12 protein-coding genes are annotated in these 12,333 nt (G+C 29.8%); 3 read left to right on the top strand and 9 right to left on the bottom strand.

Translation table 11 applies throughout. The annotated features are described in order from the left end of the window. Positions 1–33: 33 nt before the first annotated feature. The 4 genes from B3Z56_RS02220 to B3Z56_RS02205 all read right to left on the bottom strand — a co-directional run bounded on the left by B3Z56_RS02220 (position 34) and on the right by B3Z56_RS02205 (position 3,952). The gene (locus B3Z56_RS02220) at positions 34–942 is read right to left on the bottom strand and encodes a DMT family transporter (RefSeq protein WP_346878147.1); all 909 of its coding nucleotides are present in this window, start codon (positions 940–942) and stop codon (positions 34–36) included. A 155-nt stretch (positions 943–1,097) separates the two neighbouring features. After that, positions 1,098–1,892: an ABC transporter permease gene (locus B3Z56_RS02215; RefSeq protein ID WP_414632265.1), complete on the bottom strand. Its 795-nt coding sequence runs from the start codon at positions 1,890–1,892 to the stop codon at positions 1,098–1,100. Continuing rightward, positions 1,879–2,646, bottom strand: coding sequence for an ABC transporter ATP-binding protein (locus tag B3Z56_RS02210; protein WP_035135130.1), 768 nt, complete (start codon positions 2,644–2,646; stop codon positions 1,879–1,881). The genes B3Z56_RS02215 and B3Z56_RS02210 overlap by 14 nt, the downstream gene beginning before the upstream one ends. Before the next feature lie 262 nt (positions 2,647–2,908). Beyond that, the gene (locus B3Z56_RS02205) at positions 2,909–3,952 is read right to left on the bottom strand and encodes an ABC transporter substrate-binding protein (RefSeq protein ID WP_346847714.1); all 1,044 of its coding nucleotides are present in this window, start codon (positions 3,950–3,952) and stop codon (positions 2,909–2,911) included. Positions 3,953–4,198: 246 nt separating this feature from the next. Between B3Z56_RS02205 and B3Z56_RS02200 the strand changes: the two genes are divergently transcribed. Both B3Z56_RS02200 and B3Z56_RS02195 read left to right on the top strand, forming a co-directional pair. Continuing rightward, positions 4,199–4,525: a CGGC domain-containing protein gene (locus B3Z56_RS02200; RefSeq protein ID WP_346847715.1), complete on the top strand. Its 327-nt coding sequence runs from the start codon at positions 4,199–4,201 to the stop codon at positions 4,523–4,525. A 244-nt stretch (positions 4,526–4,769) separates the two neighbouring features. Beyond that, positions 4,770–6,542: a M3 family oligoendopeptidase gene (locus B3Z56_RS02195; protein WP_346878146.1), complete on the top strand. Its 1,773-nt coding sequence runs from the start codon at positions 4,770–4,772 to the stop codon at positions 6,540–6,542. A 103-nt stretch (positions 6,543–6,645) separates the two neighbouring features. Here B3Z56_RS02195 and B3Z56_RS02190 read toward each other — a convergent pair whose 3' ends face one another. The 5 genes from B3Z56_RS02190 to B3Z56_RS02170 form a co-directional block, all read right to left on the bottom strand. Next, positions 6,646–8,037: an amino acid permease gene (locus tag B3Z56_RS02190; protein ID WP_346847717.1), complete on the bottom strand. Its 1,392-nt coding sequence runs from the start codon at positions 8,035–8,037 to the stop codon at positions 6,646–6,648. Between the two features lie 350 nt (positions 8,038–8,387). Beyond that, positions 8,388–9,332, bottom strand: a complete 945-nt coding sequence (locus B3Z56_RS02185) for a TDT family transporter (RefSeq protein ID WP_346847718.1) — start codon at positions 9,330–9,332, stop codon at positions 8,388–8,390. 15 nt (positions 9,333–9,347) lie between these two features. Further along, the gene (locus tag B3Z56_RS02180; protein WP_035132349.1) at positions 9,348–9,821 is read right to left on the bottom strand and encodes a C-GCAxxG-C-C family (seleno)protein; all 474 of its coding nucleotides are present in this window, start codon (positions 9,819–9,821) and stop codon (positions 9,348–9,350) included. Positions 9,822–9,937: 116 nt separating this feature from the next. Further along, a complete protein-coding gene (locus tag B3Z56_RS02175; RefSeq protein ID WP_346847719.1) occupies positions 9,938–10,618 on the bottom strand; it encodes a uracil-DNA glycosylase in 681 nt (226 codons plus the stop codon). A gap of 162 nt (positions 10,619–10,780) precedes the next feature. After that, entirely contained in the window at positions 10,781–10,909 is a 129-nt protein-coding gene (locus B3Z56_RS02170) for a hypothetical protein (RefSeq protein ID WP_278245237.1), read from the bottom strand. A 214-nt stretch (positions 10,910–11,123) separates the two neighbouring features. On the opposite strand from B3Z56_RS02170, the gene B3Z56_RS02165 reads away from it, so the two are divergent. Further along, positions 11,124–12,233, top strand: a complete 1,110-nt coding sequence (locus B3Z56_RS02165) for a DUF3298 and DUF4163 domain-containing protein (RefSeq protein WP_346847720.1) — start codon at positions 11,124–11,126, stop codon at positions 12,231–12,233. The last annotated feature ends 100 nt before the right edge of the window (positions 12,234–12,333 follow it).

Raw genomic sequence — 12,333 nt, 5'->3', positions numbered from 1 at the left:
ACTCCCTCCCTAGTATATAACTCCTATAGAATATTAATTTAAATCCGCCTTTTTAATATTATCGTCAAGTTCTGATTGTACTTTAGGCGGTTTAGTTGCAATATATACAGCTGATATAATAATTATTGAACCCATTATTTGACTAAATCTCAAAGTTTCTCCAAGTATAAAGAAACTAAATATAAAAGTAACTACAGGACATAGGTTTAAGAATAAAGTAGATATACCTACATCTAATTCCTTAAAAGCAAAATTATATCCAAAGTTTCCAAAAGAAGAACATATTAATGCTAAAAATAAAAGATTTAAAATTATATTACCATTAATCATCTGGAAATTTATAGTTTCAAAAGGTAATAAGGGTATAAATGCTAGTGTACCAAAAATAGACTGATAGGTTGTAATGGTTATGTTAGAATATTTTTTAAACAGAGGCTTTGTAATTATTAAATACCCACACCATGCTATTACGCTACCAAACATATAAAGATATCCTGATAAAGACCCACCTACTACATCTTTTCCTATAACTAAATAAATTCCAAATATAGATACTATAATACTAATTACACTTAATCTAGATATCTTTGTTTTATAAAATATTTTATCTGCTATTATTGCTGCTACAGGTAAAGTAGCTACTATTATGGATGCTGAATTGGCAGACACCCTTAATATACCATTATTTTCAAAGAAGAAATATAAGGTGATAGCAAAAATTCCACTAACAGCCAATCTTCCATAATCTTCTTTATTAACTTTCTCCTTATTTGTAAATTGTTTTATTATAATAAGTGTTACAGTGGCAATAAAAAACCTAACAAAGGCCATTGCTACAGGTGAAAATGCATCTAATACTACTTTTATACTAACAAAAGAAATTCCCCAAGCTACCACTACACCTATTAACGTTATGTACGCTAATGCTTTTTTTGTCTTCATAATTTTTCCCCCTATCTGCATGCTTAATTATATCATAATCTTGTACTATTTCTATTATTAATATAAACATTTATTATACTCTAGCATCTTATATTCATATAATAAATCCACTACACTTATTAAAATCTGATAAATGTAATGGATTGTTTTTTATTTTATAACTTTGTGGCATATTTTTTTTCAAAATAGTGAACTACTTCATACATTAAATAAGCAATTATTGAAAGAATAACTACACTCATCATTACCATATCTAATTGTGCTACTTGTCCTCCATATACTATTAAGAAACCAAGTCCTTTTTTTGCTACTAAAAATTCTCCCATTATAACTCCTACCCAAGAAAGTCCTACACTAATCTTTAGTGCAGATATAAAAGTTGGTGTCGTAGCAGGAATGATTAAGTTAGTTAAAATTTTAAACTTTGACGCACCAAAGGTCTTTAAGAGTTTTATTTTATCTTCTTCTACTTCTCTAAAGCCTGAAAGTATACTTATTATTGTAGAAATTATGGAGATTAACAATGCCATGATTATAATTGCCTTCATTCCATTCCCTGCCCAGAATATTATTATAGGTCCTAAAGCTACTTTAGGAAGTGCATTTAGGACTACAATATATGGATCTAAAACATTGGAAAGAAAGTCTGACCACCACAACATTATTGCAATTATAGTCCCTAAAAAGGTTCCTAAAGTAAATCCAATTATAGTTTCAAAACAAGTTATTGTTATATGATTAATTAAAGCTCCCTCATTATACAACTTTATAAAACTCTTAAACATTCTTAATGGTGTACTGGTTAAAAATGGGTCAATAATCTTTAAATTGCCTAATACTTCCCAAAGAAGAAAAAATGCAACTAATATAAGTATTCTAGTAAAAATAATCTTTCTTCTGTTTCTTTTTACCTTCTTTAAATATTCATCATGTTCCTTACTTATCATCATAATCCATCTCCTTCCATATATCATTAAAATATACTCTAAACTTACTGTGTTCACGACACTTTAAAGGAGTTAGATTTTCTCCATCAAATTCTATCTTTATAATTTTTTTTATTACTGCCGGTCTTTTTGATAGCACTATTACCCTAGATGACATAGACACAGCCTCTGAAATGTCATGGGTGACCATAATGGCTGTTTTACCTTCATTTTTAATTATTTCGTATATTTCATCACTGACATTGAGTCTAGTTTGATAATCTAGGGCTGAAAATGGTTCGTCTAAAAGTAAAACTTCTGGGTCTAAAGCTAAGGTTCTAATTAAAGCAACTCTTTGCCTCATGCCGCCTGATAACTGTCTTGGATAATGGTCCTTAAACTCCCATAGATTATAGTTTTTTAATAATTTCTCTAATTTTATTTTTGCATCATCATTCATCATTTTTTTAATTTTTAATCCTATACTTACATTCTGCAATACCGTTAACCACTCAAAAAGTTGATCCTTTTGAAACATGTATCCAATTTTATCTGAGTACCCTTCTTGAACACGTCCATCAACTAATATATCTCCTGATGAAGCTTCAATAAGCCCAGATACTATATTTAAAAGTGTGGATTTTCCGCATCCTGAAGGTCCAACTATACTTACGAACTCTCCCCCGTCTACTGTGAAGTTAATATCTTTTAAAGCAACAGTCTCTGCAGATAGTGTATGATAATTCATGTAAACATTCTTTATCTCTATTCTATTCATATCTCCATCTCCATATCTTTATTTTTTATCTTCTTAGTTTTCTAATTTCTTTTCTATTATTACTTATAATCCTTAGCTTTAAAGTTCTTTAATATTTTATAATACTAATATATGAGGTTATAATAAATGTTGATAATAAAACTTATACCATATATAAATAAAAGGAATATGCCTTTAAAATCCTAAAGACATGTTCCTTTAAAATTATTTATTTGTATATATAATTTATAGATTTTAATGATTTTAAAAAATCATTTTTTCTTTATTTCTTCATAGCCTTTTCACTAATTGAATTATTAACTATATCTTTAAATGGTGGTCTTTTAGTTAAAAGTTCAGAGTCGTAGGATTCTATAATATCCATTAATCTATTCATATCCTCTTCACTTACCGTTGGAGTTTTAGCGTAAGCCTCTATTTTTTTATAATTCCTCACAACTGTTGCTATTACTTCTTCATCTGTTCCTGGAAAGAAATCTTTTATAGAATTGGCAACTGTAGCATCCTCATTAGACATTACCCACTCCTGCCCCTTTTGAATAGCCTTAACAAATCTTACTAACAAGTCTTCATTCTCATTAATATAAGATTGAACAGTATAAAAACATGTATATGGAAGGTTTCCAGCGCTTTCTCCAATAGATGCTACTACAGATCCATTTATTTCATTTGCTATTACACTAGCAGTTGGTTCAAATATTGCAGCATAGTCTCCAGTACCGCCTTTAAATGCTCCTGGAACTGCGTCAAATGCTATATTAGTAACTAAATTTAAGTCCTTTTCTTTGTCGATATTTTCATTTTTTAATACATACTCAAGAGCCATTTCAGGTACTCCACCCGGTCTTCCTCCTATAACTGTCTTCCCTTTAATGTCTTGCCATGAAAACTCACTATGTTTTTCTCTAGATACTAAAAATGATCCATCCTTTTGAGTTAACTGGGCAAATACTACTGGATAATCTTCTCTACCTTGATTATAAATATACATTACTTGCTCTGGTCCTGAGAATCCAATATTAACACTTCCACTAATAAGTTGTTGCATGGTTTTATCTGCACCTTGGCCTGTGGAAAGTTCAATCTCAATTCCTTCTTCTTCAAAGAATCCCTCACTAATTGCTGCATACATTGGTGCATAAAAAATGGATCTAGTTACTTCATTAAGTCGTATAGTTGTTATTTTATCTTTATTTCCTTGATTTTCTTTGTCTGATGTCTTATTTTTATTACATCCTGTAAATAAGCCAACACATATAAATGCACAAATTAAAGCACTTAATAACTTAATAGTTTTCTTTCTCATAATTTCCTCCTACAATAATATTAGTAATACAGTTTAACACTTCACTTCTCATACTCTATAATATGTAGAATAATGATTTTTGCTAACTAAAGTTTATAACTAACAATTATTAATATTGAAAAAGTATAATTGTATAACCTAAAAATACTGTACCATTTGACATGTATCATAGCCCATGTTAGTATCCTTGTGTAGCATTACTGAATTTATATATTCTATTCATTTTAAAATATAAGGAGGATTTCTATGTCTATCGCAATAATGGCATGTAGAAAGTTAGTCGGTCAATGTGCTGGAACTGGATGTTTTGATGCCTATAACAATTTAACTGATACCTTTCGAAAGTATGAAAATTCAAAACCTATATTATCAAGCTTCTTCTATTGTAGTGGTTGTGATACAACTATATCAGATCAAGAAGATTGGAATCATAAAATAGAGCAACTTAAAAGAAAAAAAGTCGATACCATTCATATAGCTCTTTGTATAGATGTTGAGTGTGATAATTATAATAAGCATGAAAAGCTTTTAAAGAATCATGGATTTAATGTAATTCATGGAACTCATAAATAATTAGATTTATTATATAATTTAAAGAAATCAATTAAAATCTAATATTAATAATTATATTAAAAAGTGACTAATAGATAAAAGTTCAATTGGTCACTTCTATATTTTTATCATATATTTTATCACATAATTGTTAGTAATAGCTCCAATTCATCTTATTATCTATATAGTTACATTTATTTATAAAATTATATATATTGTATTTTTATGTTATAATATAATTAAAATATACAAGGAGATGATAAATTTGGAACTTAATTGGAGTCTTAAAGAGCTTTATTCTTCCTTTGAATGCAATGAATTTAAAGAGGATTTGAATAATCTAGATGAACTTATAGAAAATTTCATAACTACTACTAATAACATTATTGATAGTACAGATTCACCTGATAAGTTGTTAGAAAATTTCATATCTATGAATATAGAATTAAAAACTCTAGCAAGAAAATTAGGTAGTATGGTTCACTTAACTCTTAGTGTAGATACCAAAAATTCAACTGCTTTAAAATATGATGATATTCTTTCTTCTAAAATTAGTAATCTAGCTGAAAGCGAAGCTAAAATTACAAAATGGATTGGTAATCTTAAAGATTTAGATAAAATAATTCAAGGTTCTAGATTACTTAGTGACCATAATTTTTTCCTTAAAGAAAAAGCAGAAAATGCAAAATATATGCTAAGTGATAAAGAAGAAGCTATAATAGCAAAAATGAAAAATACTGGATCAGACGCTTGGTGCAAACTTAAAAATGTGCTAACCTCTGGCCTTATGGTTGATATAGAACTACATGGAGAAAATAAACAACTACCCTTATCTATGATTAGAAACATGGCTTATGAGGCTGACTCAACTATTAGAAGAAAAGCTTATGAGGCTGAAATTAAGGCTTATGAAAAAATTCATGATGGTATGGCTGCTGCTATTAATGGAATAAAGGGCGAAGTTATAACACTTTGTGATATAAGAGGGTTTTCTTCTCCACTAGATAAAACTCTTTTTAATTCAAGGATGGATAGAAAAATTTTAGACTCAATGCTCGATGCTATTAAAGAATATCTTCCTATATTTAGAAAGTATCTCAAAAGAAAAGGCGAACTTTTAGGCCATAAAAATGGTCTACCATTTTATGATTTATTTGCGCCTATGGGTAATGCTGATATGACTTACACCTATGAAGATGGATGTAAGTGTGTAATTGATAATTTTAGAACCTTTAGTGATGACTTAGCAGATTTCGCTAAAAATGCCATGGAAAAATCATGGATAGATGTTTTACCTAAAGCAGGAAAGGTAGGAGGTGCATTTTGCTCTAGACTTCCTCATGTAGGTGAGAGTAGGGTGTTATTAAACTATGGTAATGCCTTTAGTGATGTAGTTACCCTTTCCCATGAGCTTGGTCATGGGTATCATGGATATTGCCTTAACAATGAAAGTATATTAAATGCACATTATCCTATGCCAATAGCAGAAACAGCTTCTAACTTCTGTGAGACTATAGTAAAAAAAGCAGCTATTAAAACTGCTACTAAAGATGAGGCTTTCTCTATCTTAGAAACTGAAATTAGTGACTGTACTCAAGTTATAGTTGATATTTATAGTAGGTTTCTGTTTGAGAGTGAATTATTTAAAATAAGAAAAGAAAGATCTCTTAGTGTAAAAGATTTAAATGAAATAATGATTAATGCCCAAAAAGTAGCTTATGGTGATGGCCTTGATTCTAACTTCCTTCATCCATACATGTGGGCTTGTAAAACTCATTACTATTATGCTGAAAATAATTTCTATAACTTCCCTTATGCCTTTGGTCAATTATTTGCAAAAGGTCTTTATGCAGAATACTTAAAGAGGGGCGATTCCTTCCCAGAACAATATAAAACCCTTCTTTCAGCAACAGGGAAAAATTCTTTAAGCGATATAGCTAAAATAATGAATATTGATATCTCTTCTAAAGACTTTTGGATAACTTCTCTAAAAATGATAGAAGAAGACATTAATCTATTCTTAAAATATAATAGTTAAAGTACTTAAGATTATATTAGAAATTTAAGAAAACAGTCTGATTTAAATTATTTTAATCAGACTGTTATTATTTTGCATACTTAGTAAATTAGTAAACTCTATACTATTTCTCTAAGCCTGCAGCTTCTCTTATTTTATCTATATTCTTATCTTCTTTATTTTTCTGAAGCATCATGTAAACATATATTGGTATTCCTACAAGCATTAATATAAATCCATACATTACTACATCAGCTCCTGTTCCATATATAGCATATATAGAATAAGCAAATGCAAGTAATGAGAAGAATGAACTCTTTAAGAAGTTTATAAAGCTAAAATCTTTTGATTTCTTACATAGTAATACTATTTCAGCAGCTGCTGAGAATGTGTATGCTGGTAAGAAAGATAATGTAGCTAGTAATATCATAAAGTCAAAGGCACTTCTAAGAGACCCTACATAGTTCATTATTAAAAGTAAATTCATGCATATACTTCCTATAACAAGAGATGCCACAGGAGTATTAAATTTAGGATTTATACGTTTAAATATTGCTGGGAATAATCCATCTTCAGCTGCTCCAACAGCACTTCTAGCTGTTGTTAATAACCATCCAGAAGTTGCTCCTAAAGTAGAAATTAGTGCACCAGCTGCTATGAAAGTCCCCCCCCATGAAGCTCCTGTAGCTTTATTTATAATATCTGCTAGCGGTGCATCTGAATTTGCAAGAGCTGCTTGATCCATAGCACCCATAGAAACAACACTCATTACTATATATATGGCAGACACTATTACTATTCCATATATAGTACTTTTTTTAATATTTTTCTCTGGATTTTTTATCTCTCCACCTGCTACTGTAGCACTTTCTAATCCTACAAAAGCCCATAGTGCTATAGCTATAGCTGATGGTAATGTTCCCATTCCGCTTACTTCTGGACTAGATACAGTCTTCATATAGCTTGGATCAAAATTTAGTGCAGCAATTACAATAAATACTACAAGTACTGCAATTTTTAATACTGTTGATATAACTCCTATTTTTCCAACATATTTTACACCATATATATTTATTAATGTAAATATCCATACCACTGCAGAAGATATCAAGAATGCTGCTAGTGGATTGTTTGCAGCTGGAACAAAGTATGTAAAATAACTCATAAATGCTGTAATTATAGCTGCATTTCCTACCCATGCACCTATCCAAAAGGACCATGCAATTAGAAAACCTGCAAAATCACCAAAGGCAGCTCTTGTATAAACAATAGGACCTCCAGTTTTAGGCATTTTTGATCCTAAATTAGCAAAGCTTAAAGCAATAAGTAATGATCCTATTGAAGTTAAAACCCATGCTAGTATAGCTACTTTTGGGTTTGTTACTCTTGCGAAACTTGCCGGTGACATAAAAATTCCTGAACCTATTACATTCCCAACTACGATAGCTGTAGCTGCAGCTAGTCCAAGATCTCTCTTTAGTGAAGCATCAGTTTGTATTCCGTCTTTTTTAGCCATTTTTTTCCCCCTATAATTGATTTCTTTTAAAAGTAGTTAATTTACTTCTAGAAACCTTAGACATTAAATTTCCACTCAATTATCTAGTTTAATTTAATCGATTACAAAAATCAACCTATTTTTAAATAAATTTTAATATTTTAAAAGGATTTTTATCGATATTTATATATAAGTTGTATGTTTAATGTTTATTATGAACAATATTATATTAAATCAATTTTTATCCATAATATATTTTCTACTTTCTATATAAAATTCTTCATAAAGTCCATCATTAATTTTCATCAATAAGGAACAAAACTCTATGAAAAAATCTTCTTCATAGAGTTTATTTAAAATTAATATTTAAATTATCTTGATATTGTAGTATTTACTTTAACTGTATCCCTTTTTAGGATAAACATTAAAAATCTTATAAACACATATAATACTATAACAGTTGCAATTACCTCTTGAAATTTAACTACATATTTTAGCCAAGAAATTTCTTTTCCAGCTTTCATCAAAAATCCATTAGTACCCTTCATTGCAATTGCACTTATTACCATAGGGAATGTAAATGCAGCATAACTGGGATAAAATTTAAGTCTTAACCCCTGTACAAGATACACTATTCCACATATATATAATACCATTACCAATACTGCTAAAAACATGACCATATTAATATTCTTTTCTGAAAAAGAATTTAAATATGCAGCAAGTGTAAGTGCAGCTGGCGCTGCAAATATTACTGTGGTTGGAAAGGCTGGTTCTGGTATTCCCTTTACTATAAGGGTTCTATAACCTAAAACAGGAATTAATATAATAAGTGAAATAAAGGCAATCCAGAAAAAAGCTTGTCCTAGTTGAGCTAATTTAAATGCTGGTGCAGTTATTCCACCTACACCTATTCCCACATAAACAATGAATGTACTTGGAAACATCTTCTTAATATCAAATTTTAATATAAAGTTTTTAGAATAAAATATTATTAGGCCTATATGTATTAGTACCCCCACCCACCATAGAATAAATCCAGATGAGAAAGATATTTCCTTTAAATATGCAGATAAAAGCATAACCCCCATGGAGTAGGTAGGTATAACTGCTGCAATAACGGGATGTTTTATTTCTTCTTTTACATCTTTCCAGCAAGTTATAATCTTTATTGTAAGAAGTATTAATATTATTGCAGATATCACTCCAAGGATATTTTTAAATACTATATTGTATGATGATAATAAATTTCCTAATGAAGCTAATGCTAGCATTACAGCTGCCATTGGCAATGGTATTTTTTTTATATAATTCATATTCATTTTCCTCAACTATTCATCAATATTTTCAATATTTAATTCTCTTACAATAATTTCTGCAGCCTTTTCTGCCATTTCTCCAGTAAATCTTATGCATTGTGCTTTATGCTCACCAGATGCCATATCCATACCTTTAGTTTGAACACTGCAACATAAACATTTATGCTTTTGTCTAAAACTATCTTGTAATTCATAGGCTAACTGTAAAGCTTTAACACTCTTGGGATCTTGAGGATTACTTCCTTTAGTTCTTCCAAAAAAGTATCCAAGACATAAAACAGCTCCTGTAACAGCTCCACATGTACATTTTGATTTTCCAATACCTACTGGAAATCCAGAAGCCATGGCAATCATTTCATCTGGCATGTCTACTTCAAAGTTACTTTTAATAGATGCAACTATTGCTTCTGAACAATAAAACTCACCTTTTCTGAAATGTTCTTCTGCAACTTCTCTAACCTTTTTCACACTAATTTTTTCAATCATTACATATACCCTCTTTCATATTTAATTCATCTTCATTATAACTATTTGCTAATAAATAAACTTTAATAATTATAATATTAAATAGTTATATTTTATCTATTTGAATTTCAAATATACTATGAATTAATATTAGGTATTTGCCAATCAATTTCTTTTTGTTCCAAAGATTTTAATATATCATTAGTCTTTGAGAAATGCTTACATCCCATAAACCCTCTAGTTGCAGATAAAGGACTAGGATGTACTGAAGTTAAAATATAGTGATTAGGATTTGTAATAAACTTCATCTTTTCCTTTGCATTATTTCCCCATAATAAAAATACTATAGGCTTCTCTCTTTCATTTAATAATGTTATTATTCTATCAGTAAAACATTCCCAGCCCTTATTTTTGTGTGAATTGGCCTCACCTTCTCTTACTGTAAGTACAGCATTCAAAAGTAATACTCCTTGTTTTGCCCAAGGAACTAAGTAACCATTATTAGGAATATAGCACTCTAAATCACTTTTTAATTCCTTATACATATTTAAAAGAGATGGTGGAATTCTAACTCCAGGTTGAACTGAAAAAGATAATCCATGTGCCTGACCAGCTCCATGATATGGATCTTGCCCCAATATTACCACCTTAACATCCTCGTAAGATGTAAATTTAAGGGCATTAAAAATATTATTCATATCTGGGAATACATTTCCAGTTTTATATTCACTAATCAAAAATTGTCTTAATTTTATGTAATAAGGCTTATCAAATTCTCCTTTTAGCTTTTCATCCCAATAGTTTCCTATATTTACCATTACTAATCATCCTTTCCATCCATTACTTATACAATTATATTTATATAATTACTTATAAAAACTTTTATGTCAATAACTCTTATAAAAGAAAGCCCTTCTGCTACTGTGCAGAAAGGCTTTCACCATTTATTATAACAATAAAATCATTACACTATCATGATATTATTTCCGGTACTTCCCCCGTTCTTTATCCCATGATAACTCTTCAGAAAATTCCTCTTTAAATTTCCTTAGTTGCTGCTTTGTTTTGGGGCTAGTAGCTATATGTGTAGATTGATAAACATTCTTCATAAGCTATTCCTCCTTCAAATTCTCGTTTCTATGAAATTCACTTAAACATTCACAGGCATGAAAACTTACTACAAAACAAATAATGATTTTATTGGTATGATAATAGTATGTCATGAAAAAATTTTTTTATGTATTTATAAAAAAACTTTTTTTAAACTCACATTCCAATTTAAATTGTATATTATGATATTGTAATACTATTAAGGAGCATGTTATGTTCATTAGGAAACCCTATGATATAAACTCACAAAATTATTATACTAATAGATACTTAGATGACGAAGAAAGTTGTAATGAGTGTTTTGATGAAAGGATAGTACCTCCATTTTTCCCAGGAGGTCCTGGCCCATCAGCACCACCATGGAATCAACCACCAAGACCCCCAGTATCACAACCTGGTTCACCTTCAGGTCCACAATCAGGAGGACCTCCAGGACCTCCCCCAAATATGACGCCTAAGAAATCATTTTCTTCAGGACCACAGACTAAAGCTGTATCCCCTGGATCTATAAGACCTTGTAGATTCCAATTTGTATATATATGGCTTCGTAATGGAAATTCTTTTTGGGCATGGCTTATTAATGTCGATAGACGAACTGCCTATGGATTTAGATGGACTGGCTGGAGATGGGTTTACTTTGGTATAAGCTTAAACAGAATAGATTACTTTGAATGCTTTGGTAGACGTTATACCCCACCAGAAGATAATCTTACACCTACCTTAGAAACTCAAGTATTATCACCTTCACAATTCAAACTTGAATATCCATTTATTGAAAATGCTGAAAATGGAGATACTGCTAGTATAGTGAATCAAGAAATTATTGATTCATTGAATTCTTTATGGCTTAATGAAGTTTTAGTTCCTGATAAAGTGAACTTTACAACAGTAGAAAGTGCTTATGAAGTTCCGCTAAATTCTGATGGTCTATTAAGTATAGTAATGTCTTTGTACACAGAAACTGAAGATAATCCAGCTGGCAGTACTTTATTTACTTCTTTAACTATGGATGTTAATACTGGAGAGGTCTATGACTTTGGTAATTTATTTAATAATAGCATGAACTATACTCAAATTGTTAGTGATATAGCTACACAAAAGGCTAATGAAATGAATATAAATTTCACTACACCATATACCGGAGTTACAGATACCCAAAAATTCTATTTAACTCCTGAAGGCTTAGTATTATATTATCAAGTTGATGAATTTACACCAGCCTCTAGTGGATTATTTAGAATTACTATTCTTTATAATGAACTTTCCAATATTTTATATCCAGAAAGTCCACTAGTTCGACTTATTCAAACTCAGTTCCGTTAACGAATAACTATAATATTTAACACTTAATAAATTAATTATAAAGTAGGACTTATTTTAAAGTAATTTTAAATAAGTCCTTTTCTTAATTTATTCTTAGATT

This window comes from Clostridium sp. UBA7791 (assembly GCF_002480755.1).
Classification (GTDB): domain Bacteria; phylum Bacillota; class Clostridia; order Clostridiales; family Clostridiaceae; genus Clostridium_J; species Clostridium_J sulfidigenes.
Note: the sequence above shows the minus strand (reverse complement) of the source record. Positions and strands in the feature narration are given on the sequence as shown.

Bases quoted from the DNA above. Each gene is read 5' to 3' on its own strand.
- B3Z56_RS02220 (WP_346878147.1), bottom strand. From the start codon at position 942: ATGAAGACAAAAAAAGCATTAGCGTACATAACGTTAATAGGTGTAGTG.
- B3Z56_RS02215 (WP_414632265.1), bottom strand. From the start codon at position 1,892: ATGATGATAAGTAAGGAACATGATGAATATTTAAAGAAGGTAAAAAGA.
- B3Z56_RS02210 (WP_035135130.1), bottom strand. From the start codon at position 2,646: ATGAATAGAATAGAGATAAAGAATGTTTACATGAATTATCATACACTA.
- B3Z56_RS02205 (WP_346847714.1), bottom strand. From the start codon at position 3,952: ATGAGAAAGAAAACTATTAAGTTATTAAGTGCTTTAATTTGTGCATTT.
- B3Z56_RS02200 (WP_346847715.1), top strand. From the start codon at position 4,199: ATGTCTATCGCAATAATGGCATGTAGAAAGTTAGTCGGTCAATGTGCT.
- B3Z56_RS02190 (WP_346847717.1), bottom strand. From the start codon at position 8,037: ATGGCTAAAAAAGACGGAATACAAACTGATGCTTCACTAAAGAGAGAT.
- B3Z56_RS02185 (WP_346847718.1), bottom strand. From the start codon at position 9,332: ATGAATTATATAAAAAAAATACCATTGCCAATGGCAGCTGTAATGCTA.
- B3Z56_RS02180 (WP_035132349.1), bottom strand. From the start codon at position 9,821: ATGATTGAAAAAATTAGTGTGAAAAAGGTTAGAGAAGTTGCAGAAGAA.
- B3Z56_RS02175 (WP_346847719.1), bottom strand. From the start codon at position 10,618: ATGGTAAATATAGGAAACTATTGGGATGAAAAGCTAAAAGGAGAATTT.
- B3Z56_RS02170 (WP_278245237.1), bottom strand. From the start codon at position 10,909: ATGAAGAATGTTTATCAATCTACACATATAGCTACTAGCCCCAAAACA.
- B3Z56_RS02165 (WP_346847720.1), top strand. From the start codon at position 11,124: ATGTTCATTAGGAAACCCTATGATATAAACTCACAAAATTATTATACT.